Origin of the sequence: Flavobacterium album, from assembly GCF_003096035.1 — a bacterium.
Lineage (GTDB): Bacteria > Bacteroidota > Bacteroidia > Flavobacteriales > Flavobacteriaceae > Flavobacterium > Flavobacterium album.
Genome location: NZ_CP029186.1, coordinates 957,734 through 979,654, shown reverse-complemented (window position 1 = coordinate 979,654; position 21,921 = coordinate 957,734). Strand labels below are relative to the sequence as shown.

Genomic DNA, 21,921 nt, shown 5'->3' with positions numbered 1-21,921 from the left:
TGCATTCTGTAAACAATATGGTATCTTTGTACCCAATTTAGATTAATTCCAAGTTATAAAGTTATGATAAAAGTATCTGAAACAGCAAAGAAAAGAGTTGCGCTGCTTATGGAGGATGAGGGTTTTAACCCATCGACCGACTATGTAAGGGTAGGCGTAAAGAGTGGCGGATGTTCAGGTTTGTCGTACGAACTTAAGTTTGACAATGCCTTGGGCGAAAATGATAAAGTGTTTGAAGACAATGATATAAAGATAGCCGTAGATAAAAAAAGCTTCCTGTACCTTGCCGGTACAACACTCGAATATTCGGGTGGGCTTAATGGCAAAGGCTTTGTTTTCAACAACCCTAATGCACAGAGAACGTGCGGGTGCGGGGAGAGCTTCTCACTGTAAATTTAGTTTCAGGTTTCAGGTTTAAAGTTGCCTGGCTCCTGAAAGAACAACATTAACATAAAGGTTTTGTTGGGTTTGAGGCAGCAACCTGAAACTTTAAACTTTTAACCTGAAACAAAAAAAATGAGTAAGTACACAGAAGAAGAATTAAAGATCGAACTCGAAACCAAGGAGTACGAGTACGGTTTTTATACTGATATAGAATCGGAGACCTTTCCCATTGGCCTCAATGAGGATGTGGTGAGGGCGCTTTCCAAAAAGAAAGAAGAGCCGCAATGGATGACCGACTGGCGCCTTGAGGCTTTTCGTGCCTGGAAGGAAATGACCGAGCCGGAGTGGGCGAACGTGCATTATGAAAAGCCTGATTTCCAGGCGATATCCTACTACTCGGCACCCAAAGCGGTCGACCCGAACAAAACGCTTGACGATGTAGACCCGGAGCTTTTAGCAATGTACAAAAAGCTGGGCATCTCTGTCGATGAGCAGAAAAAAATGAACAATGTTGCTATTGACATTGTGGTAGACTCCGTTTCGGTGGCTACGACATTCAAGAAAACACTTGCAGAGAAAGGTATTATTTTTTGCCCGATATCCGAGGCGATAAAAGAACATCCGGAGCTGGTGCAAAAGTACATAGGATCTGTTGTTCCACAGAAAGACAATTTTTATGCAGCGCTCAACTCGGCTGTATTTTCAGACGGGTCGTTTTGCTATATCCCGAAAGGGGTGCGCTGCCCAATGGAATTAAGCACTTATTTCCGTATCAACCAGGCAGGAACAGGACAGTTTGAGCGTACGCTTGTAATTGCCGATGAAGGCAGTTATGTGAGCTACCTCGAAGGCTGTACCGCGCCAAGCCGCGACGAGAACCAGCTGCATGCCGCAGTGGTGGAGCTTATCGCGATGGATGATGCCGAGATAAAGTATTCGACCGTACAAAACTGGTTCCCGGGCAATAAAGAAGGCAAGGGAGGCGTATATAACTTTGTGACCAAGCGCGGCCTTTGCGAAAAGAACGCCAAGATATCTTGGACGCAGGTAGAGACGGGTTCGGCCGTAACCTGGAAATACCCAAGCTGCGTGCTGAAAGGCGATAACTCGGTAGGGGAATTCTATTCTATTGCCGTGACCAACAACTATCAGCAGGCCGATACCGGTACCAAGATGATCCACTTAGGCAAGAATACCAAAAGCACAATCATATCAAAGGGTATTTCGGCTGGCAAGTCGCAGAACAGCTACCGTGGTTTGGTGCAGATAGGCTCAAGGGCTGACAATGCACGTAACTTCTCCCAATGCGACTCGCTTCTTATGGGCAATGCCTGCGGGGCTCATACGTTCCCGTACATTGAATCGAAAAATACCACGGCCAAAATAGAGCATGAAGCCACTACCAGCAAAATTGGCGAGGACCAGGTATTCTACTGCAACCAAAGGGGTATCCCGACCGAGAAGGCGATTGCGCTTATCGTGAACGGCTTCAGCAAAGATGTACTGAATAAGCTGCCAATGGAATTTGCGGTTGAAGCGCAGAAATTGCTGGAGATAAGTTTGGAGGGAAGTGTAGGATAACTGTTCCGGGTTCGGGGGTTCGGAGTTGTTTTTAAAGTTGTAGACGAATATCTAATTAAATGATAAAGTCATGGATGTAGTTTTTAAAAATGTAAAAAAGAAAGATTTACCATTCTTAAGATCTTTGGCTGAAAAAATGGGATTTGAAATTGCACAAAACGATGATAAGCCGTATAACCCTGAATTTGTAAAAGAAATTTTGGAAGCTTCAGAAGAAGTTAGGAATGGAGGCGGCAAGAGGATTGAAATGAAAGACCTCGATAAATTCCTTGGACTTTAATGGCTCAAAGAATTGAAATAGTTGCGTTTTCTGAGAAAGCTGAGGAGGACATAGCGTTTTGGAAGAGATCGGGAAATAAGATCATATTGAAGAAAATTTCCACGCTTATTAAAGCCATTCAGGAAAATCCTTATGCAGGAATTGGAAAACCGGAGGCATTAAAATATGGGCTTTTAGGAAAATGGTCAAGGAGGATAGACAAAGAGCATCGACTGGTATATGAGATCATCGATGAGAATACAATTGAAATTCTCAGTATACTCTCGGCAAAAGGACATTACGAATAATTATTAAAAGAATATCAAGCATTTAGCTTTAATCAAATACTAATGTTATCAATAAAAAACCTGCACGCAAGTGTTGAAGATAAAGAGATTTTAAAAGGGATTAACCTTGAAGTAAGGGCCGGCGAAGTACATGCGATCATGGGGCCGAACGGTTCCGGGAAGAGTACGCTTTCATCGGTAATTGCCGGTAATGAGAATTATGAAGTGACTGATGGCGAGATCCTTCTGGAAGGCGAGGACATCGGTGAGCTTGCCCCGGAAGAAAGGGCGCACAAAGGCGTGTTCCTGTCATTCCAGTACCCTGTGGAAATACCGGGGGTATCGGTGACCAACTTCATGAAAACAGCCATCAATGAGAGCCGTAAGGCGCAGGGCCGCGAGGAAATGCCGGCCAACGAGATGCTGAAGCTTATCCGTGAAAAATCGGAGCTTCTGGAGATCGACCGTAAATTCCTTTCGCGTTCGCTTAACGAAGGCTTTTCCGGTGGTGAGAAAAAGCGTAACGAGATTTTCCAGATGGCGATGCTTGAGCCAAAGATCGCGATACTGGATGAGACCGATTCCGGTCTGGATATCGACGCATTGCGTATTGTGGCCAATGGCGTCAACAAACTCCGCAGCGAAGACAATGCGGTTATCGTGATCACCCACTACCAAAGGCTGCTTGATTATATCGTGCCTGATTTTGTACACGTGCTTTATAATGGCAAAATCGTTAAATCCGGTGGTAAGGAGCTGGCTTATGAACTTGAGGAGAAGGGTTACGACTGGATAAAATCGGAGAATTAGCAATTTGTTTCAGGTTTCAAGTTTCAGGTTTTTTGAAAGTTTTGTGTGAATAATCTATGGCGACAATAAACAGGTTCGAAGATTTGGAAATTTGGCAGGAAGCACGGCGCTTAGCTAAAGAAATCCACATACTTTCTATTGAGACTGACCTTAAAACGGATTTTAAATTAAAGGCACAGATAAAAGATTCTTCAGGTTCTGTCATGGATAACATTGCTGAAGGATTTGAGAGGGATGGCAATATGGAGTTCAGGCAATTCCTTTCTATTGCAAAAGGTTCTGCGGGAGAAGCCAGGTCGCAGCTCTACAGGGTTTATGATTGTGGATACATTGATGCCCAGAAATTAGAAACCCTAAAAACAGATTACGAAAAATTAAGTGGAAGGATAAGTAATTTCATAACTTATCTCAACAAAAAAGACTATAAAGGAAACAAGTTCCAGTAGCTCCGCCTGAGTGAGCAACCTGAAACCTGAAACCTGAAACTATTATGGAACTAAAAGAAAAACTGCTGTCCTCTTTCATGGCTTTCGAAGAGCGTGTAGATGTGAACACCGAGTTGCACGACATGCGCACTGAAGCCCTGAAGACATTTGAAACGAAAGGCTTTCCTACCAAAAAGGAAGAGGCCTGGAAATATACATCGCTGAACGCAGTACTGAAGAACGATTTCAGCGTATTCCCAAAACAGGAAAATAACATCAATTTTACGGATGTAAAAAAGTACTTCCTGCACGAGATCGATACCTACAAAGTAGTTTTTATCGATGGTGTGTTCAGTTCGTTCCTTTCGTCTACAACACATGACGGACTTGACGTATGCCTTATGTCTTCGGCACTTACAAAGCCCAAATACAAGGAAGTTATCGACACGTATTTCAATAAGATCGCCAACACGCAGGACAGCCTTACTTCCCTCAATACGGCTTTCGCCAGCGAAGGAGCTTACATAAACATCCCGAAAAACAAGGTGGCCGACAAGCCTATCGAGATTATGTACCTCTCAACTGGGAACGAGGCCGCGCTGATGGTGCAGCCCCGCAACCTTATCATTGTGGGCAAGAACTCCCAGGTACAGATCATTGAGCGCCACCAGAGCCTCAACAGCAATCCGGTACTGACGAACTCCGTTACCGAGATATTCGTGCAGGAACGAGCCATTGCGGATTATTACAAGATACAGAACGATGTTCAGTCAGCCAACCTGATAGACAATACCTACATAGCCCAGAAAGGCCAAAGCAATGCTTCTGTGCATACTTTTTCTTTCGGGGGGAACATTACCCGCAACAACCTGAATTTTTACCACCAGGGCGAACGTATTGAAAGCACGCTGAAAGGCATCACTATTATTGGCGATAAGCAATTGGTTGACCATTATACTTTAGTGCGCCATGCTACGCCAAACTGCGAAAGCCACCAGAATTACAAAGGTATTTTCGATGGTAATTCGACCGGGGTTTTCAACGGGAAGATTTATGTGGAGAAAGAAGCCCAGAAAACGGACGCTTTCCAGCAAAATAACAACATACTCCTCAACGAAAAGGCTTCTATCAATGCCAAGCCACAGCTGGAAATTTTCGCAGACGATGTGAAGTGCTCCCATGGCTGTACCATTGGCCAGCTGGATGAGAAAGCCATGTTTTACATGCAGTCGCGCGGTATCCCTAAAAAGGAAGCCAAGGCATTATTAATGTATGCCTTCAGCAATGAGGTTATTGAAAGCATCAGGATACCGGAATTAAAGAGCAGGATAACCAAACTCATAGCATCCAAGCTTGGCGTGAATATGGGTTTTGACTTGTAATTATTATCAGCAATATACTACAACGGCTGTCCTGAAAAGGCAGCCATTTTCTTTGTTACCGCACCTGATTTGTAACAAGCATACTTAATTATAAAATCTTATTTAGATTTAATAAAAATAATTTGCATATAAAGGATGTTGCGGTTAGTTTTGCAATTTAGAATCAATCTAAGTTATTCCGGATGCAAAACGGCACAAAACTAATTTTATCACTACTTCTGTTTACAGGCTTTATCTCCTCAGCCCAAACCGTACCCGATACCATCAAATCCACCCAAATGGACGAAGTGGTAATAACAGGCCAGATTGAGCCGCAATCCATAAAGAAATCGGTATTCAATGTACGGGTGATTACGAGGGAGGATATTCAGCGTCAGGCCGCCAACAACCTTGCCGATGTGCTCAACCAGTACCTCAATATCATGGTGCAGCCCAACAGTGCCGAAGGCCGTTCTACTGTGTCCATGTTCGGGCTCGACGGGCAGTACCTGAAGATACTTATCGATAATATTCCTCTCGTAAGCGATACCGGCCTGGGTAATAATATCGACCTCACACAAATCAACCTTGATGACATCGACCACATTGAGATCATCGAAGGCGCAATGGGCGTAACCCACGGTGCCAACGCCGTAAGCGGGATCATCAACATCATCACCAAAAAATCATCGAAGAACAAATGGGAATTAGGCGCTACAGCGCAGGAAGAGACCATAGGTGATGAGTATGCACCGTTTGCAGGCAAAGGCCGCCATATACAAGCCCTGAGGGCCGCATACAGCATCAATGAGAACTGGTACGTGTCGGTAGGCGGTAACCGAAATGACTTTACCGGATTTCAAGACGAAAGGGGAGGCCGCGACTACACCGATTACGATGTCAATAGCCCGCAGCAGAACCGTGGTTTTAGTTGGCTGCCGAAGGAACAGTATTTTACTAATGCGCTCGTCCGCTACCAAAAAGGTAACTTCAGGCTGTTCTATAAGTTCGATTATTTCAACGAGAAGATAGATTTCTATAATCCCATCGTAGAAAGCCAGGTCGTACCGGGTACAGGCATACTACTGTTCTCACGTGACAGGAATTTTTTCACCGAAAAATTCTACCACCACCTGAATGCGACAGGTAAGTTGTTAGGCACGATGGATTATAACGTTTCGCTTTCTCACCAAAGGCAGACCCGCGACCTGGAACAGTTCAACTATTACATCCAGACAGGGCAGGAAACCAACCATGCCAGATCGACCTACCAGGATACTGAAGTGGTTTATTCTACAGGTACGTTAGGCAATTTCTTCGCTAATAAAAAATACGACCTGCAGGTAGGCTATGAATTGGTGAACACCAATGGCTACAACTCCGCAGCTTCCGGGCTTTTTGTGGGTGGTGCGGGCGATGGCAATATCAAGCAAAGGCTTGAGAACTACGATGTTTTTACGGCAGCTGAATTCGGCGTGACCGAAAGGTTATCCTTCCGTCCGGGTTTCCGTTATTCCTTCCAGTCGAAATTTGAGGACCAGTGGTCGGCATCTATGGGGTTGCGCTATTTGTTCGACCACGGCATAGAGGCGCGGACTTCTTACGGCAGGTCGTACCGAACGCCGAATTACGATGAGCTTTATACCTATTTTGTGGATTCCAACCACAATGTGCAGGGCAACCGGGACCTCATACCTGAAACAGGCAATTCCTATGAAGCCAGCCTTAAGAAAACGACTTTTTTTAGTTCAGGGCTACAGCTTATTAATAGCCTGACTGCAAACTATATGGAAGTTGACGACCGTATAGAGCTGGTGCTCACGGAGACCGTACCCAGTTGGAAATACAAGTACATCAACATCGACAAGTACAAAATGTGGAACATTGCCACCACACACCAGTTCAATTACGGCAACTGGCAGGTGAAAGCGGGTGTAGCTTTTTTGGCCATATCTAAGAAGATCAATTCCGGCACTGCCGTATCAGATGATAAGTTCCTGCACACCGTGCAATTCAATACTAATATTGCCTACACGGTACCAAAATGGAATACTGTATTCTCGCTGTATTACAAGATCAATGGCAGGCAGCAGCAGTTTATGGAAACTTCGGTAAACGGGCAATCGCAATTCGTATTACAGGAGATCGAATCGTTCGGGCTGATGGATGCCTCAATTAAAAAAGGATTCTTTGGCGGAAAGCTGGATGCCACGCTGGGCGGGCGCAACCTGCTGAATGTGGTGAATATACGATCGAATGTGGCGGCCGGCGGTGCCCACGATGCCGGAAGCAGCAGCATTTCTATGGGCTATGGGCGTTCTTACTTTTTAAAACTTACCTACAATCTCAACTTTTAAATATTATCCAATGAAGAAATTATTTATACTTCCGCTGGCTTTTCTGGTACTCATTTCGTGTGGGGACGATGACAGTAACATAGCGCCGATCGAACAGATATCCGGAGGGACAATATTCGGTACAGCTGAACACCCGTTAAATATCGGTGGGCCCAATCAGCCGAACCAGGTATATATCGACCTGAGCAGCGAGGAAACCAAGGAAGTGGCGCGCAACAGCTGGGATCTTGGGTTTTATTGTGGTGACGATTTTCGTGTTGTAATAAACGGGTCGATGAAAATGGCTGTAAAACCGCTTGAAACAACCGATATCAGCCTGCCACAGGAGGAAGATTCATCGGTAGCTGTAGGGACTTTTGATGCAACGAACATGAACTATATCGACCACCCCAACGGGCAGCTTGCGCAAACGGCTTTTGGCAACCTTGCAACGAGTGAGGCTGCGGCCAAGGTATACCTTGTAAACCTGGGCAGCCAGGTACCAACCACCATGCCGGATCCTGGCGTATCGAACGTGGCGGGCGACCCAAGGGGCTGGAAAAAAGTAAAAGTATGGAAAGACGGCAGCGGCTACAAGCTACAGTATGCCGACCTTGAAGCCAGTACTGCGACAGAAGTAAGCATCACAAAAAATGCCGCTTATAACCATATTTTCTTTAGCCTTACCACCGGGGCTACGGTACATGCCGAGCCGGAAAAAGACAAGTGGGACATGAACTTTACCACGTTTACCAATGAGGTGTTTCAGGGGACGCAATCGTTTGGTGCGTATTTTTTTTCGGATTATGTAGTGATTAACAGTAAGGCAGGTGTTAAAGCTGTAATGATACAGGGCGACAGCGCGGCTTTTGATGCTTTTTCAATAAATGCGCTGAATACCGGCGATTTTGCCTTTAGCAGCGACCAGAGGGCCATAGGTGCCAACTGGAGGAATGTGCTCCCGGTACAGGTGTACAACGATGTTTTCTTTGTGCTCCAGGACAGCGACGGCAACTATTATAAGATCAAATTCCTTTCCATGCTAAGCGCCGATGGGCACAGGGGCTTTCCGGTGTTCCGGTACGCGCTGTTGCAATAAGAGTTTAAATTAGTTGTTTATTGTTACCCCGATCCCGGAAGGCGTTTATGGCTTCCGGGATTTTTTTATATTTGAAATCGATACAATAATGTATTTAAAAATATGAAAAACATAAGATCAATACTACTGTCAAGCCTTTCAATGTTAATACTTTCGTGCGGAAAAGAAAAACACCCTGTTGAGAAGACAAATTCGGAAGCCACTTACAAAAAAATAGAATTTAAGTCCCTTGATACAATAGTAAACAATGAAATTATGGATGAATTTCATGAACAGTTCAATTTGAAAAATTCGGATTACTTATCCTATACTTCGGATTTTAAAACGGACAAAAACAGATATAATGAAAAAGTAACTGATACGGTTTATCGCTTCTTTAAACTCAGCGATACCATTACGATGTTCAGCAATGTAACTAAGCGGTTTATAGTGGGAGCTTACCTGGCCAACCCCGGCACACATGTAATGAGAAACATCAATATTGGCAGTGATAAAAAAGCCTTGCTGGATTTATTGCATGTTAAAGAGATATCGCCTGAATTTTATATTACTGACCTTGCAGGGGGAAAACTTATGAAAATAGTAATGACGGACGACAAAATAGCTTCAGCGAAATACGAAGCGCTGTATATTGATTGAATCTCAATTTCTGTAGTGCCTTTTCTTTTTATAAATACCTTTGCCTAAAATACAATACCATGAAAATTGAGATATGGAGCGACATTATGTGTCCGTTCTGCTATATAGGGAAACGCCGTTTTGAGCAGGCACTCGAAAATTTTGAGGGAAAAGAAAACGTAGAAATAGAGTGGAGGAGCTATCTCCTTTCGCCCGAAATGGTTACGGATCCCACTAAAAACCTGCACCAATTCTTAGCCGAACATAAAGGCATATCCCTTGAAGAAGCGACAGAAATGAACAATTATGTAGCGAAGATGGCTGCTGAAACCGGACTCGAATACAATCTTGATAAAGCGATTCCCGCCAACAGCTTCAACGCGCACCGTATGCTGCATTTTGCCGCAGAGCACGGAAAGCAGAATGAAGCCAAGGAAGCGCTGTTCAAAGCCTACTTTACCGACGGCAAAAACATTGACGATGCCGCCACGCTGACCGAAATCGCCGCTTCTGTTGGACTGGATACTGATCTGCTTGGCAAAGCCATGGGCGGTGAAGCCTATTTCCAGGACGTGGTGATGGATATTCAGGAAGCGCGCAATATAGGCGTGCGTGGTGTGCCGTTTTTTGTTTTCAACCGCAAGTATGCCATTAGTGGCGCACAGGAAGCCGAAGCGTTCCTTGATGTCCTTCAAAAGTCGTATGGCGAATGGCGGCAGGCCAATGCTCCCCTTGATGTTATTGAAGGTGACAGCTGTGGGGTAGATGGGGAGTGTTAGTGAATTATTCTTTTTGGGAAGGCCTGTGCGGTTAAAAGACCGTGTCAATCCACCGAGTGAAGCTCCTCCCCTCCCTTAAAGGGGGCGCCCGCAGGGCGGGTGGTTAAAATTGAAACGCATGAATTTTGTGTCTGCAGAACAATCCGCGTAAATCTGCCTGATCCGTGTCATTCGCGTTCCATTTAAACAAACAAAAGCCGCCCCTTCCGGAACGGCTCTTTACAAAACAATTATAACCACAATTATAAAGAAGCTACCAAATCCCTCCATTCCTGAAGCTCAGGGATGCCCGGCTTCCTTTTGCCGAAGAACTGAACGATAATCTCTCCCATTTCGTTGAATACCTCAAGGGCAGTAACATCACCATCCTCAGTAGGCTTACGTACTATCCACGTTTGTGAGATCTTGCTGGTGTCAAGATGAAGGTTGAAGTCCGGGTCCATAACGTTGAACCACTGGTTGTGCCACATGGTTTTGCGTACCAGGCCGGTATGTATCTGGATGTTGCCGCGGTTGCCCACAAAACACATGATAGGCAGCTTTCTTTCGGCAGCGCCTTCCAGCATCCTTACTACAGCTTCATTGTCCACTTTCTTTGCAAAATGCTCATTCGGTGCAAGGCGAAGCGCCTGCGTACGGGTAACGCCAAACTTCTTCAGCATCCCGAAGAACGCGTGCGTGTCTTTCAGGCCGCTCCATGCTTCCCGGAAACCCGCCACGTCAATATCGGCATCCGGCTTCTCGTCAATGATAAGCGGAACTTCCACTGTAGTTTCGCCCTGGCTTTGGTTATCCGATATGAACTGCTCAACAAGTGTATCGAAGGCTTTTGTATTGCTGTCTTTTGTCAAATATATTTTGTGGATGGCAAGGCCGTCTTTCCCAAAGAACTGAAGGCTTTTCCTGTCTCCGTGTTCGCTTGTTTCAGATACGGCATAGGCTTTGTCCCAGTGCGAAAGGAAAATACGCAGGTCGATATCCTCGCCCACGAACAATCCCGCAAAAGGGCTGCTGAAATCAGGGTTAAGGTAAACGCCTTTGCGCTCGTGCACGCACTCATCGTTGCGGGTCAGGCCCATTACTTTACCCAGTTTCTCAACTTCGGTAAGTATGGCGGCAAATTCCGGGCGAAGGCGCGTTACGGTTTCGCCAATGCTTGTAGCAACGAGCTCAGCCTCGCTTACGCCAAGCTGCTCGGCGCCATTGCGTATCCTCAGGTGCGGGTTTTCGGCTTTCAGGGCCTCCCACTGTGATTTCAGTGTATTCGTGGTCGTATCCATTATTGTGTGTATTTAAATTCCAAAAATTATTAACGGGTTCTGGTTGACCGGGTTGGGGCATATCGTACACGGGAAGTTGTACACCCGGCTTATTATTTCTTTAGTAAAGACCTTATCGGGCACATCATGTGCCACTATCTTCCCTTTTTTCAGGAGCATTACCCTGTCGGCAAATTGTGCGGCGAGGTTCAGGTCGTGCAGTACCATCACGGCAGTGTTACCCTTTTCGGTAAAATCCTTTACGGTATGCAGTATGCGGTGCTGGTGAAGCACGTCGAGGTTGTTCAGCGGCTCATCAAGGAACACCAGTTTGCTTTGCACATCATTGTCTAATTGGCACATCACGCGGGCCAGGTGAACCCTTTGCTTTTCCCCACCGGATAGCGAGTTGTAATCGCGTTCTTTAAGTGCGGCCACATCGGTTTCCTGCATGGCTTTCTGTACGGCATCGAGGTCTTCCTTATGCGGTACCGACTGGAAATAGGGATAGCGGCCCATCATGACCACATCATTTACTGATAAGGGTATATCAGAATTATTGCTTTGGGAGAACTTGGCCTTGTTGTGCGCCAGTTCCTTATCGTCCCATTGTTTAAAGGTTTTCTTTTTAAAGAAGACGGGCTTTTCGGTTTTGCCAAACTCGTTTGCCAAAAGGCTTAAAAGCGTGCTCTTGCCGGCACCGTTTGGGCCAACGATAACCAGCAATTCACCGTTATTGACCGATATGTCGATTCCCTCAAGTATCGAAAACTTGCGGTGTGCATACGATATGTTGGTTGCCTCTAACATTACATTTGTTTTCTGTTGCGTATTAGTATCATCATAAAAATAGGTGCGCCCATAAAGGCGGTAAGAACCCCTACCGAAATTTCGCTCGGCGGGGCTATGGTGCGGCTCACGGTATCGGCGGTTAGCATCAATATGCTGCCCCACACCGCCGCGAGCGGCAATATGATGTTGTACCTGCTCTTAAAGATCAGCCTTAAAATATAAGGAACGATAAGCCCCATAAAGCTGATGTTCCCGGCAAACGCTACGCAGGCGCCCACCATGAGGGCTGTAAGTACTACGATCTGTTTCTTTATCCGTTCAACAGGGATGCCCAGGTGCTGTGCGTCGTTTTCTCCAAGCATCATCGCATTGAGAGCCTTTCCTTTGTTGAGGAGTAGGGCGAACGATATACCTATCACCACAGCAAGTATGCCGCATTTGGCCCATGTGGCACCGGCTAGGCTGCCCAGGTTCCAGAAGGTGAGGTCGCGCAGTTCTTCATCTTTACTGAAAAAGATTAGCAATCCCATAACTGCAAAGCCAATGGCTGTGATGGCCACACCGCTAAGCAGCATCATTATAATATTGGTACGGCCGCCTTGTGTCGAAAGCCTGTACACCAATACCATGGTAAGTAGTGCTCCCAAAAAGGCCATGATGCTTAGTAGCGAATAATGCAGCATTTCGGGGATATAAGGCTTTATATAGCTTCCCAGCACAATAGTAATTGCTGCAAATACCGATGCCCCTGCGGTTATCCCGAGCAAATCGGGTGTTGCCAGCGGGTTGCGGAACATTCCCTGCAGGCAGGTACCCGAAACGGCAAGTGCGCTCCCGATAAGGATGCCCATAACGACACGCGGCAGGCGGAGGTCCATCAGCACGAAGCGTTCAGATGGATCGATGCTGCCGTCGTTGGTCAGTATCCCGTTGAATATTTCTAAGAACGAATGTTTTTCAAATACAAAAACCCCGCTGTACAGCGACCATACTGCCAGTGCGGACAGCAGTATAAAGCTTGACAAAAGGTATAGAAAAAGCTTATTTCGCATTTTTTGCAAGCAGCTGGTTCAGCGCTTTTGCCGCTTCGCCGGTTCGTGGGCCAAAGTTGGTCAGCAAGCCGCCATCCATCGTGATGATGTTTTTATTCTTTCCGGCATTGGTCTTGTCAACCCCCGGTATTTTTAGTACGCCGTCGATGCCTTTCACACTTTCTGCGCCGCTATCGAACAGCAGTATTGCGTCAGGGTTGCCTTTGATAAGCGCTTCAGGAGTCAGCGGCTTGAAGTCGGCAAAATCGGTCACGGCATTTTCACTACCGGACAGCTGTATAATACTTTCAATTGGGGTGCCTGTGCCGCTCACCATCAGCATGTTGGCACCGCGGGCATAGATGAAGAGTACTTTAGGCGCTTTTTTGAATTTAACTAGATCAGTCAGGTCAGTATCTATTTTATCCTGTATGGGCTTGATGTCGCCTTTATGTCCAAGCGCTGCTGCTACATCGGCAATAAGCCTTTTTGCACCATCCACGCTAAATTCCTGTTTGAAAATAACTGACTTAATGCCCGATGCCTTTATTTTAGCCTGAAGTTCGGGTGTCATGTCTTTTTCTGTACCCAGGATAAGTGTTGGCTGCAATGCCATAATGGCCTCAACGGAAACTCCGCGGGCAACGTGCCCGAGGTCTTTAGCCGAAGCCTTAACGCTTTCCGGGTAGGTTGAGGTAACATCTCGGCCTACGATCTCTTTTTCGTGGCCGAGGGCAGCAATGACTTCGGTCACGGCGCCGTTTAACGAAACGATTCTTTGTGTCGCTGCAACGGCACTGCTTTCTGTTTTAACGTTGGTCGTATCGGTGGTTTTCTCCTCTTTTTTACAGGAAACCATTGCGTATAGTACGAAAGCTATAACTATGAACTGGTTTAATTTCTTCATCAGATGCGTTTGTGTTATTTTTATTGAATCTAAATTAGGGCAAATTTATTATTTTTATTTAGAATGAAAAAAAATAAGAAGATAAAATACCCGGATAGCAATGGATTCTTAAATGTTCGGCTAAAACCACCTTTTTTAAAAAACATGCCGTAAATTTGCCTGAGAGTGCGTTATGGCATTTCAATTGCTACCGGTTTATAGCTAAAATAAAGGATACACACAATGTTAGATATACAGAAAGTAAGGGCCGATTTCCCGATACTGGACCAAAAGGTCAACGGCAAACCCCTCGTTTACTTTGATAATGCCGCCACATCGCAAAAGCCGCAGCAGGTTATTGACGCGATAAGTAAATATTACAGTGAGATCAACGCCAACATTCACCGCGGGGTGCACACGCTTAGCCAGCTCGCTACAGATGCCTATGAGGCTTCGCGTAAAACACTCCAAAACCATATCAACGCCCGGCACGCCCATGAAGTGCTGTTTACGGCGGGCACGACACACGGTATTAACCTCGTGGCGAATGGCTTTTCGCAATTTGTAAAAGAAGGCGATGAGGTAATGGTATCGGCAATGGAACACCACAGCAATATAGTGCCGTGGCAGATGCTTTGCGAACGCACCGGTGCAAGATTGACAGTGATCCCTATGAATGACAGGGGAGAGCTTATCATGGAAGAATTTGAAAAGCTGCTTTCGGAAAGGACGAAGATCGTGGCGGTGAACCATATTTCGAATTCCCTTGGCACCATCAACCCGATAAAACACATAATTGACAAAGCACACAGCGTAGGTGCAGCGGTATTGATCGATGGTGCACAGGCAGCCCCACATTTGAAACCCGATGTGCAGGCGCTGGATTGCGATTTTTACGCCATATCCGGGCACAAAGCCTGCGGGCCAACGGGAACAGGCATCTTATATGGCAAGGAAGAATGGCTCAACAAGCTGCCGCCGTACCAGGGCGGGGGCGAAATGATAAAGGAAGTGACCTTCGCTAAAACCACCTATGCCGACCTGCCCCACAAGTTCGAGGCCGGAACACCGAATATAGCCGGCGGTATCGTATTAGGGACGGCAATAGACTACCTTAATGCAATTGGCTTTGAAAATATCGCGGCCTACGAGCAGGAACTGCTGGAATACGGTGTTCAAAAACTGTCGGAAATAGAGGGGATAGAGTTTGTGGGCACAGCTGCTAAAAAAGCGCCGGTGATATCCTTCAATATAAAAGGCATCCACCCGTACGATATCGGGGCTATCGTCGACAAGATGGGTATAGCGGTGCGCACGGGCAACCACTGCACGCAGCCGGTAATGGACAGATTCGAAATCCCCGGAACGGTAAGGGCTTCATTTGCCTTTTACAATACCAAAGAAGAAATAGACGCTTTGGCGGAAGCCGTAAAAAAAGCGCAGAGGATGCTTTCGTAATAGTAAGTATAAATTATTAACTTTATAAAATAAATTCCCTGCAGAAACTGCAATTATCGGCAAGAGTGCAGCTTCTCCCCTCTCCTTTGGAGAGGGGCTGGGGGGTGAGGCCAAATAATAAACACATGAAAAAAACACTTTCAATACTTATTTTAACCGTAGCTGTTGCCATCGGCTGTTCTTCTGCAAAATCAACATCGAAGCTGAGTAAAGCGAAAGACCTTTCCTTTGAATACAGCGCTACTACAAGGGGTAGCAGCGTTAACTATGTGGTGACACGAGATTCGATCATACAAAAGGAAAACTCAAGGGGTGAGATCACGACCTATAAGAAGCCTGTTGACGAAAACGACTGGAATGACCTCCTTACTGCCACCGAAAAAGTGGACCTAGAAAAGCTAAGCACTATTGAACCGCCGAGCAAAAAACACCAGTTCGATGGCGCTATGGGAGCAACGCTGAAGATAACGGTGAATGGCAAAACGTACCAGACCCAGACCTTTGACCACGGCAACCCACCGGAAGCGATCAAAGCGATCATAGACAATATAACTGTAATCTAAACGGAGAAATGAAGATTAAAGAGATACAGGACGAAATCATTGACGAGTTCTCAATGTTTGATGAGTGGGACGAGCGCTACCAGTACGTTATCGACTTGGGCAAAACGCTTCCGCTTATTGATGAAGGATACAAGACCGACGAGAATATTATAAAAGGCTGCCAAAGCAAAGTATGGCTGCACGGCGAGCAGAAGGATGGCAAGATAGTTTTTACCGCCGACAGCGATGCCATACTGACCAAGGGAATTATCGCGATACTTATCCGCGTATTCTCTAACCAAAAGCCCGCTGACATACTGGAAGCCGATACTGCATTTATTGACGAGATAGGTCTGAAGGAGCACCTTTCGCCCACACGCGCCAACGGACTGGTATCAATGATAAAACAAATTAAAATGTATGCACTGGCCTTTAGCGCCAAAAATTAATAACTAATTTAAAGAACAATTTAACCACATAGATACATAGGCGCATATCACATAATAATAGTTTCTGCATAGCCTCACAGAGATGAAGCGTAGCTTCAGCCTATGTGGACTATAAGGCCAGACTTAAAGCCTATGAAAGTTATGTACCTATGTGGTTAAAATTTATGTAATATAAATACTATGGAACAGGAAATAGACACCGCACAACTGGGCGAAGAGATAGTAAAGGTTTTAAAAGGCATTTATGACCCGGAGATACCCGTAGACATTTATGAGCTCGGGCTGATATATGACGTTATGGTAAACACCGACAACGAAGTAAAGATACTGATGACGCTTACTTCGCCGAACTGCCCCGTAGCAGAGAGCCTGCCATTGGAAGTAGAGGAGAAGATAAAGAAGATAGAAGGCGTTACCGCTGCCGAGGTGGAGATCACTTTCGATCCGCCATGGAGCCGCGACCTTATGAGCGAAGAAGCCAAGCTGGAATTGGGGATGTTGTAGTTCGTCAACGGTCGGAGTAGTCCTCTCCCCCGACCCCTCTCCCAAGGAGAGGGGAGCGAGACCTGCCGACAGAGCGTGATATTGAAAATTAATATAGTTATAGTGATCGGAGTTTGCTCTTCATGAGGTTACGTGCCGTCAACCTTTCCTTGTGAGATCCAGATAATATCGGCAGGAATGAGGACTAAACGGCATGAGTGAGCAACTTTAAACTTTAAACCATGAAACCTGAAACTAATTTAGAAGAACAGGAAATAATAAACCGCGTTGCCGGCAGTGTCCTCCAGGTATTCGACCTTGAAGATTACTATCCCGAAGGGGAAAGGGTGGCGCTTGATATATCCGGCTGGCTTTGGGAAGGCTTTGTATTGCGTGAAAAGGAATTCCGCGAAGCGCTGAAAAACCACGACTGGCAGCAGTACAACGGGAAATTCATAGCCCTCCATTGCAGCACCGATGCTATTGTACCTGCCTGGGCCTATATGTTGGTAACAGTATACCTGCAGCCTTTTGCAAAGAAGATAGTGCAGGGAAAAGCCGAAAATATCAATGTGCTGGTGTACCAGGAAATTCTTGACGGGCTGGATTATACTGAATATACCGGTAAGCCTGTCATAATAAAAGGATGCTCACGCAAACCCGTGCCGCAGGAAGCCTATGTATTAGCGGCACAAAAATTGATGCCTTATGCCAAAAGCATCATGTTTGGCGAGGCCTGTTCATCAGTACCGCTTTACAAGAAGAAATAATTTATCCGCTAAATGCCGCATAAAACGTAACATTATGAAGAAAATCGTATTCGGACTGCTTTCTATGGCATGGGCCATAACCGCTAACGCGCAGGAAGATGCCGCGCCTGCAAACATTGATAATGATACTATAGGGCCGTGGACCAAAAAGGGTAATGCCACACTCCTTTTCAACCAGTCAACGTTTGATAACTGGCTGTCCGGAGGTGAGAACAATATCTCGGGCATTGTTGGAGTGAACTATGACTTTAATTATAAAAAAGACGACTGGACTTGGGATAACAAAGTGATTGCTTCCTATGGTATTGTAAAGACCCGCACCAGCTCTTTTGCAAAAAAGACCGACGACCGCTTCGAATTCAACTCTGTTGTTGGAAAAAAGGCAAGTGAGCACTGGTCGTATTCTGCATTTGCACGTTTCAAGACCCAGTTTGCAAAGGGTTATGTGTATGACAGGACTACAGAAGGTGTGGAAACGCGGCAGGAGTATACCAATTTCCTTTCGCCTGCCTTCCTGTTCGTAGGCCCCGGTATGCTGTACAAAAAGGATGATAACCTGAAAATCAACCTGTCGCCCGCCACTTCAAAATTTATTTTTGTAGATAAAGCCTACACTGTGCCGGATGAAGGTTATTTCGGCGTAAAGGAAGGCGAGTCCATGCGTTACGAACTCGGTTTCAATGCTTCCATGTACTATAAACTGGATATTGTTGCCAATGTAACGTTTGAAAATATACTCAACCTGTATTCCAACTACCTCGAAGATCCCCAAAATGTGGATATCGACTACCAGCTGAATATCGTGATGCGCATCAACCGCTACCTGACCACCAACCTTTCGTTCCAGACCATCTATGACGATAATGCCTTCCAGGGCTTCCAGTTAAGGCAGGTATTTGGCGTTGCCGCGAACTACGGTTTTTAAATAGAAAGTATCAATAAAAACAAAAGGGACATAAAGCTTTTAATGGCTTTATGTCTCTTTTTTAGTCTAAAAGAAAACTATTTATGCGTTCTCCGGTGATATTTCAGTATCGGTTTTTACCTGTGCAACAGGAGCTTGTACAGGCCGCCTTTTTATCATTAGTGTCAGTCGGTACATCAGGAAGATGCTTAGTATGGTAATGGCCGATACGATATACCCCAGTGTATCATAATGCTCCAGCGGGCTGAATTGCGTTTTCTGCACTACAATCTGCCCGGCGACAAAGGCAGCAATACCCCCTGCTATCTGCTGGAGCGAGGTATTGATGCTCATAAACGCCCCGCGGTCCTGCATTTCGGGCACACCGGTCACAATAGCTGTAGAAGGTACCATACGCCCCATAATGCCCATCATCATAAGTATATTAAAGGCTATAACAAGCCAAAGCGGTGTTGGGCCCAATTGCGTATAGAAGAGTATTACGGTCATTGTCCAGAAACAGCCAAAGGCAAAAAGCCTCAGCTTGTCTACCTTGTCGCTCAGTTTCCCTATCAGCGGCATAAATACGAGTGTACTGATACCGGCAACCATGAACACTATGGGCAGCTCCTTATTAGTTATATGCAGGTTGTTGATGGCAAAGGCGCTCCCGAAAGGCATCATCATAAAGCCCCCTATAGATAGCAGCGCGGTGGCTGCAAAGCCGATACGGTATTCCTTATTAATAAGCGTATGGAACAGGTGCGTAAGCGGTGTTTTGTCTTTTTTTACGGCCAAATGCTGTGTTACCGGCTGCATTTTGGTCAAGATGAGTGCGATTATAATAACTGCCATTGCCACGATCCACAAAAATGGCATGTGCCAGTTCCACAGGTCGGCCAGGTATAGCCCGATAGGAATGCCAAGAACCTGGCTGGCGCCGAAACCCATCTGGAGGAAGCCGATAACGCGGCCACGCTGTTGGATCGGGAAAATGTCGGCTACGATGGCCATGGATATCGACCCGATAACACCTCCGAATATCCCTGTAAAGACACGTGCTGCCACGAGGAATTCATAAGTAGTTGCCAGTCCGCACAGCAGTGTGCCGATGGTAAAGCCAAGGTAAAAGAAAAGCAACAGTTTCTTACGGTCATACTTATCGGCAAAGCCGGCTGTGAGCAGGCCGGAGATACCCGCACTGAAAGCATAGGCCGAAACCGCGATGCCAAACTGGCCTGGCTGTATTTTTAATGACTTCATAAGGATATCGCCCAGTGGAGACATCACCATAAAATCAAGTATTACCGTAAACTGGGTAATGGCAAGGATAAAGATCACAAATTTTTGGTAGCCCGAAAACGGGGAGGCGGTGGTCTGTTCCATAACGGTCCGTTTTTGAATTGATGATTAAAATTGATTGATTGATGAATGAACTATGGTGTAAGCGCCTTGATAACTATGGCAAAGGCTTCTTCTTTCATATCGTTATTAAATTTGAAGGGCCTGTTGCCAAAGCTTTTCCCTTCGGCATCAAAGCGGAGCATGTTGTACAGCGGGCCATAGGCAATGCTCCAGAAAACTTCCAGCCTTAAAGGGATTAGTTGTCCTTTGTTTATGGCGTTTTGGCAAAACCGCCCCATTACCTCGCCAAAGAGGCCAAAGCTTTGCTCCAGCACATACTCACCATGCGGCGAATGGCGGATAACATCATAGCACGCTGCTTCCAGCCGATGGTGCATCGAGAAAGCAATGCGGTTATCCCATTGCATCCTCAGCCCTTCGGCAAAAGGCATTTCGGGATCGAAATCTTTCAGTGCTGTTTCAAAAAAGTCTTCCCGATCTCTATCCCGATCTGTTTTATAAGGTCGTCCTTGTCCTGGTAATAGATATATAATGTAGCTACAGATATACCGCTTGCCTTCGCGAGCTTGTTCATGCTAAAACCCTGAAAGCCTTCTTTTACCAAAAGTTCAATAGCCTTTTGCTTTACCAGTTCTTCTTTATCTGCATTACGTGTGCGCATACTGCTTCATCTATACTGCAAATATAAATGAATGTTCGTTTAGTTATAAAATTTTGCTGAAAATTTACACTAAAATAATATGGCTGTTTTTTGTGGCTATTCCTCTTTCTCTTCGGCGGTATTTTCTTTGTAATCGGGATAAAGGAAATTGTTATAAGGAAAACGCGAAATATGTATGGCCCTTACGGCTTCATATACTTTTTCCCTGAATTCCTCAAAATTCTCCTTATTGACAGCCGAGATGAACAGCGCATTCTTTTCACCTACATTGCCCATCCAGGTCGCTTTCCATTCCTCAAGGGTATTGTGGCGGGTGGTTTTTTCGGTCATCAGGTCGTCGCTGTCAATGGTAAGCGGCTTGTAGGCATCAATTTTGTTGAAAACCATAATGGTAGCCTTGTCATCACTTTTGATGTCCTTCAATATCTGGTTTACCGATGCAATATGGTCTTCAAACTCGGGATGGGAAATATCTACCACATGCAGCAGCAGGTCGGCCTCGCGCACTTCATCGAGCGTACTTTTAAAAGAGTCTACGAGCTGTGTAGGCAATTTCCGTATGAATCCAACGGTGTCCGACAGCAGGAAAGGCAGGTTTTTTATCACCACTTTCCGTACGGTAGTATCGAGTGTGGCAAAAAGCTTATTCTCTACAAACACCTCGCTTTTGCTGATAACGTTCATAAGGGTAGACTTGCCAACATTGGTATAGCCCACCAGCGCCACACGCACCAGGGCGCCGCGGTTGCCGCGCTGTATCGACATCTGCCTGTCGATGGTGCGGATTTTTTCCTTAAGTAAGGCAATGCGGTCGCGAACGATACGCCTGTCGGTCTCGATCTCCGTTTCACCCGGCCCGCGCATACCGATACCTCCGCGCTGGCGTTCAAGGTGCGTCCACATACCGGTAAGCCTTGGTAGCAGGTACTGATATTGCGCCAGTTCTACCTGTGTCCGGGCATACGATGTTTCGGCGCGCTGCGCAAAAATATCAAGGATAAGGTTAGTCCTGTCGAGCACCTTGATATCCAGTATTTTGGTTATGTTTTTTTGCTGTGCAGGGGAGAGCTCATCGTCAAAGATAATGGTCTTAACATCGTTCTCCTTAATATATAGGTGTATCTCATCGATCTTTCCGGTCCCTAAAAAAGTTTTCGGGTTGGGGCGCTCCATCTTCTGGGAAAAGCGCTTTATTACTTCGCCACCCGCTGTATACGTAAGGAATTCAAGTTCATCCAGGTATTCGGATAATTTTTCCTCACTTTGGTTTTGGGTGACAATCCCGGCAATAACGGTTTTTTCAAAATTAATTGTTTCTTTCTCCAGCATTTGACCATTTTTTTAAAGAATACAAAATTACGTAAACGAATTGTTTAATTTTT

25 protein-coding genes are annotated in these 21,921 nt (G+C 45.8%); 17 read left to right on the top strand and 8 right to left on the bottom strand.

The annotated features are described in order from the left end of the window. Window positions 1–63: 63 nt before the first annotated feature. From HYN59_RS04330 to HYN59_RS04280, 11 genes are all read left to right on the top strand, one after another. Window positions 64–393 (top strand): HesB/IscA family protein, encoded by a 330-nt coding sequence (locus HYN59_RS04330; protein WP_108777094.1) that lies wholly within the window; start codon window positions 64–66, stop codon window positions 391–393. Window positions 394–516: 123 nt separating this feature from the next. Next, window positions 517–1,965, top strand: a complete 1,449-nt coding sequence (gene sufB, locus HYN59_RS04325; RefSeq protein WP_108777093.1) for a Fe-S cluster assembly protein SufB — start codon at window positions 517–519, stop codon at window positions 1,963–1,965. Window positions 1,966–2,035: 70 nt separating this feature from the next. Continuing rightward, entirely contained in the window at window positions 2,036–2,245 is a 210-nt protein-coding gene (locus HYN59_RS04320; RefSeq protein WP_108777092.1) for a DUF2683 family protein, read from the top strand. Then, window positions 2,245–2,532 carry a Txe/YoeB family addiction module toxin gene (locus HYN59_RS04315; protein WP_181369508.1) on the top strand — a complete coding sequence of 96 codons (288 nt, stop codon included), beginning with the start codon at window positions 2,245–2,247 and terminating at the stop codon, window positions 2,530–2,532. Before HYN59_RS04320 ends, HYN59_RS04315 begins: the two co-directional genes overlap by 1 nt. Before the next feature lie 42 nt (window positions 2,533–2,574). After that, entirely contained in the window at window positions 2,575–3,321 is a 747-nt protein-coding gene (gene sufC, locus HYN59_RS04310) for a Fe-S cluster assembly ATPase SufC (RefSeq protein ID WP_108777091.1), read from the top strand. A 56-nt stretch (window positions 3,322–3,377) separates the two neighbouring features. Next, window positions 3,378–3,767 (top strand): four helix bundle protein, encoded by a 390-nt coding sequence (locus tag HYN59_RS04305; RefSeq protein ID WP_108777090.1) that lies wholly within the window; start codon window positions 3,378–3,380, stop codon window positions 3,765–3,767. A gap of 44 nt (window positions 3,768–3,811) precedes the next feature. Then, window positions 3,812–5,128, top strand: coding sequence for a Fe-S cluster assembly protein SufD (gene sufD, locus HYN59_RS04300; RefSeq protein WP_108777089.1), 1,317 nt, complete (start codon window positions 3,812–3,814; stop codon window positions 5,126–5,128). Window positions 5,129–5,406: 278 nt separating this feature from the next. Next, window positions 5,407–7,464, top strand: coding sequence for a TonB-dependent receptor plug domain-containing protein (locus tag HYN59_RS04295; protein WP_181369507.1), 2,058 nt, complete (start codon window positions 5,407–5,409; stop codon window positions 7,462–7,464). 10 nt (window positions 7,465–7,474) lie between these two features. Beyond that, entirely contained in the window at window positions 7,475–8,542 is a 1,068-nt protein-coding gene (locus HYN59_RS04290) for an HmuY family protein (RefSeq protein ID WP_108777087.1), read from the top strand. A gap of 102 nt (window positions 8,543–8,644) precedes the next feature. Further along, entirely contained in the window at window positions 8,645–9,181 is a 537-nt protein-coding gene (locus HYN59_RS04285) for a hypothetical protein (protein ID WP_108777086.1), read from the top strand. Window positions 9,182–9,240: 59 nt separating this feature from the next. Then, window positions 9,241–9,939 (top strand): DsbA family oxidoreductase, encoded by a 699-nt coding sequence (locus tag HYN59_RS04280; protein WP_108777085.1) that lies wholly within the window; start codon window positions 9,241–9,243, stop codon window positions 9,937–9,939. Between the two features lie 242 nt (window positions 9,940–10,181). Here HYN59_RS04280 and HYN59_RS04275 read toward each other — a convergent pair whose 3' ends face one another. The 4 genes from HYN59_RS04275 to HYN59_RS04260 are packed head-to-tail and all read right to left on the bottom strand — an operon-like array spanning window position 10,182 to window position 13,928. Next, window positions 10,182–11,219 (bottom strand): hemin-degrading factor, encoded by a 1,038-nt coding sequence (locus HYN59_RS04275; RefSeq protein WP_108777084.1) that lies wholly within the window; start codon window positions 11,217–11,219, stop codon window positions 10,182–10,184. 12 nt (window positions 11,220–11,231) lie between these two features. Then, window positions 11,232–12,008, bottom strand: coding sequence for a heme ABC transporter ATP-binding protein (locus HYN59_RS04270; RefSeq protein ID WP_108777083.1), 777 nt, complete (start codon window positions 12,006–12,008; stop codon window positions 11,232–11,234). Then, window positions 12,008–13,042: a FecCD family ABC transporter permease gene (locus tag HYN59_RS04265; RefSeq protein WP_108777082.1), complete on the bottom strand. Its 1,035-nt coding sequence runs from the start codon at window positions 13,040–13,042 to the stop codon at window positions 12,008–12,010. Before HYN59_RS04265 ends, HYN59_RS04270 begins: the two co-directional genes overlap by 1 nt. Further along, a complete protein-coding gene (locus HYN59_RS04260; RefSeq protein ID WP_108777081.1) occupies window positions 13,032–13,928 on the bottom strand; it encodes a heme/hemin ABC transporter substrate-binding protein in 897 nt (298 codons plus the stop codon). The genes HYN59_RS04265 and HYN59_RS04260 overlap by 11 nt, the downstream gene beginning before the upstream one ends. Before the next feature lie 222 nt (window positions 13,929–14,150). Here HYN59_RS04260 and HYN59_RS04255 point away from each other — a divergent pair, with 222 nt between their 5' ends. The 6 genes from HYN59_RS04255 (at window position 14,151) to HYN59_RS04230 (ending at window position 18,534) form a co-directional block, all read left to right on the top strand. Then, entirely contained in the window at window positions 14,151–15,365 is a 1,215-nt protein-coding gene (locus HYN59_RS04255; RefSeq protein WP_108777080.1) for an aminotransferase class V-fold PLP-dependent enzyme, read from the top strand. A 125-nt stretch (window positions 15,366–15,490) separates the two neighbouring features. Continuing rightward, window positions 15,491–15,928, top strand: a complete 438-nt coding sequence (locus HYN59_RS04250) for a hypothetical protein (RefSeq protein WP_146185856.1) — start codon at window positions 15,491–15,493, stop codon at window positions 15,926–15,928. 8 nt (window positions 15,929–15,936) lie between these two features. After that, the gene (locus tag HYN59_RS04245; protein ID WP_108777078.1) at window positions 15,937–16,356 is read left to right on the top strand and encodes a SufE family protein; all 420 of its coding nucleotides are present in this window, start codon (window positions 15,937–15,939) and stop codon (window positions 16,354–16,356) included. A 180-nt stretch (window positions 16,357–16,536) separates the two neighbouring features. Next, window positions 16,537–16,860 (top strand): SUF system Fe-S cluster assembly protein, encoded by a 324-nt coding sequence (locus tag HYN59_RS04240; RefSeq protein ID WP_108777077.1) that lies wholly within the window; start codon window positions 16,537–16,539, stop codon window positions 16,858–16,860. A 221-nt stretch (window positions 16,861–17,081) separates the two neighbouring features. Continuing rightward, on the top strand, window positions 17,082–17,609 hold the full coding sequence (locus tag HYN59_RS04235; protein ID WP_108777076.1) for a DUF2480 family protein: 528 nt from the start codon (window positions 17,082–17,084) through the stop codon (window positions 17,607–17,609). 34 nt (window positions 17,610–17,643) lie between these two features. Then, window positions 17,644–18,534, top strand: coding sequence for a DUF3078 domain-containing protein (locus HYN59_RS04230; protein ID WP_108777075.1), 891 nt, complete (start codon window positions 17,644–17,646; stop codon window positions 18,532–18,534). A gap of 81 nt (window positions 18,535–18,615) precedes the next feature. On the opposite strand, the gene HYN59_RS04225 is transcribed toward HYN59_RS04230, so the two are convergent. From HYN59_RS04225 to hflX, 4 genes are all read right to left on the bottom strand, one after another. Continuing rightward, window positions 18,616–19,899 carry an MFS transporter gene (locus HYN59_RS04225; protein WP_108777074.1) on the bottom strand — a complete coding sequence of 428 codons (1,284 nt, stop codon included), beginning with the start codon at window positions 19,897–19,899 and terminating at the stop codon, window positions 18,616–18,618. Between the two features lie 50 nt (window positions 19,900–19,949). Further along, complete coding sequence (locus tag HYN59_RS18245; RefSeq protein WP_245895663.1) at window positions 19,950–20,309, bottom strand: TetR/AcrR family transcriptional regulator; 360 nt, start codon at window positions 20,307–20,309, stop codon at window positions 19,950–19,952. Window positions 20,310–20,326: 17 nt separating this feature from the next. Beyond that, entirely contained in the window at window positions 20,327–20,539 is a 213-nt protein-coding gene (locus tag HYN59_RS18240; RefSeq protein WP_245895661.1) for a TetR/AcrR family transcriptional regulator, read from the bottom strand. Between the two features lie 96 nt (window positions 20,540–20,635). Next, the gene (gene hflX, locus HYN59_RS04215; RefSeq protein WP_108777073.1) at window positions 20,636–21,868 is read right to left on the bottom strand and encodes a GTPase HflX; all 1,233 of its coding nucleotides are present in this window, start codon (window positions 21,866–21,868) and stop codon (window positions 20,636–20,638) included. Window positions 21,869–21,921 lie beyond the last annotated feature (53 nt).

Coding starts and splice junctions, on each gene's coding strand:
- HYN59_RS04330 (WP_108777094.1), top strand. CDS start 64: ATGATAAAAGTATCTGAAACAGCAAAGAAAAGAGTTGCGCTGCTTATG.
- sufB (WP_108777093.1), top strand. CDS start 517: ATGAGTAAGTACACAGAAGAAGAATTAAAGATCGAACTCGAAACCAAG.
- HYN59_RS04320 (WP_108777092.1), top strand. CDS start 2,036: ATGGATGTAGTTTTTAAAAATGTAAAAAAGAAAGATTTACCATTCTTA.
- HYN59_RS04315 (WP_181369508.1), top strand. CDS start 2,245: ATGGCTCAAAGAATTGAAATAGTTGCGTTTTCTGAGAAAGCTGAGGAG.
- sufC (WP_108777091.1), top strand. CDS start 2,575: ATGTTATCAATAAAAAACCTGCACGCAAGTGTTGAAGATAAAGAGATT.
- HYN59_RS04305 (WP_108777090.1), top strand. CDS start 3,378: ATGGCGACAATAAACAGGTTCGAAGATTTGGAAATTTGGCAGGAAGCA.
- sufD (WP_108777089.1), top strand. CDS start 3,812: ATGGAACTAAAAGAAAAACTGCTGTCCTCTTTCATGGCTTTCGAAGAG.
- HYN59_RS04295 (WP_181369507.1), top strand. CDS start 5,407: ATGGACGAAGTGGTAATAACAGGCCAGATTGAGCCGCAATCCATAAAG.
- HYN59_RS04290 (WP_108777087.1), top strand. CDS start 7,475: ATGAAGAAATTATTTATACTTCCGCTGGCTTTTCTGGTACTCATTTCG.
- HYN59_RS04285 (WP_108777086.1), top strand. CDS start 8,645: ATGAAAAACATAAGATCAATACTACTGTCAAGCCTTTCAATGTTAATA.
- HYN59_RS04280 (WP_108777085.1), top strand. CDS start 9,241: ATGAAAATTGAGATATGGAGCGACATTATGTGTCCGTTCTGCTATATA.
- HYN59_RS04275 (WP_108777084.1), bottom strand. CDS start 11,219: ATGGATACGACCACGAATACACTGAAATCACAGTGGGAGGCCCTGAAA.
- HYN59_RS04270 (WP_108777083.1), bottom strand. CDS start 12,008: ATGTTAGAGGCAACCAACATATCGTATGCACACCGCAAGTTTTCGATA.
- HYN59_RS04265 (WP_108777082.1), bottom strand. CDS start 13,042: ATGCGAAATAAGCTTTTTCTATACCTTTTGTCAAGCTTTATACTGCTG.
- HYN59_RS04260 (WP_108777081.1), bottom strand. CDS start 13,928: ATGAAGAAATTAAACCAGTTCATAGTTATAGCTTTCGTACTATACGCA.
- HYN59_RS04255 (WP_108777080.1), top strand. CDS start 14,151: ATGTTAGATATACAGAAAGTAAGGGCCGATTTCCCGATACTGGACCAA.
- HYN59_RS04250 (WP_146185856.1), top strand. CDS start 15,491: ATGAAAAAAACACTTTCAATACTTATTTTAACCGTAGCTGTTGCCATC.
- HYN59_RS04245 (WP_108777078.1), top strand. CDS start 15,937: ATGAAGATTAAAGAGATACAGGACGAAATCATTGACGAGTTCTCAATG.
- HYN59_RS04240 (WP_108777077.1), top strand. CDS start 16,537: ATGGAACAGGAAATAGACACCGCACAACTGGGCGAAGAGATAGTAAAG.
- HYN59_RS04235 (WP_108777076.1), top strand. CDS start 17,082: ATGAAACCTGAAACTAATTTAGAAGAACAGGAAATAATAAACCGCGTT.
- HYN59_RS04230 (WP_108777075.1), top strand. CDS start 17,644: ATGAAGAAAATCGTATTCGGACTGCTTTCTATGGCATGGGCCATAACC.
- HYN59_RS04225 (WP_108777074.1), bottom strand. CDS start 19,899: ATGGAACAGACCACCGCCTCCCCGTTTTCGGGCTACCAAAAATTTGTG.
- HYN59_RS18245 (WP_245895663.1), bottom strand. CDS start 20,309: ATGCCTTTTGCCGAAGGGCTGAGGATGCAATGGGATAACCGCATTGCT.
- HYN59_RS18240 (WP_245895661.1), bottom strand. CDS start 20,539: ATGCGCACACGTAATGCAGATAAAGAAGAACTGGTAAAGCAAAAGGCT.
- hflX (WP_108777073.1), bottom strand. CDS start 21,868: ATGCTGGAGAAAGAAACAATTAATTTTGAAAAAACCGTTATTGCCGGG.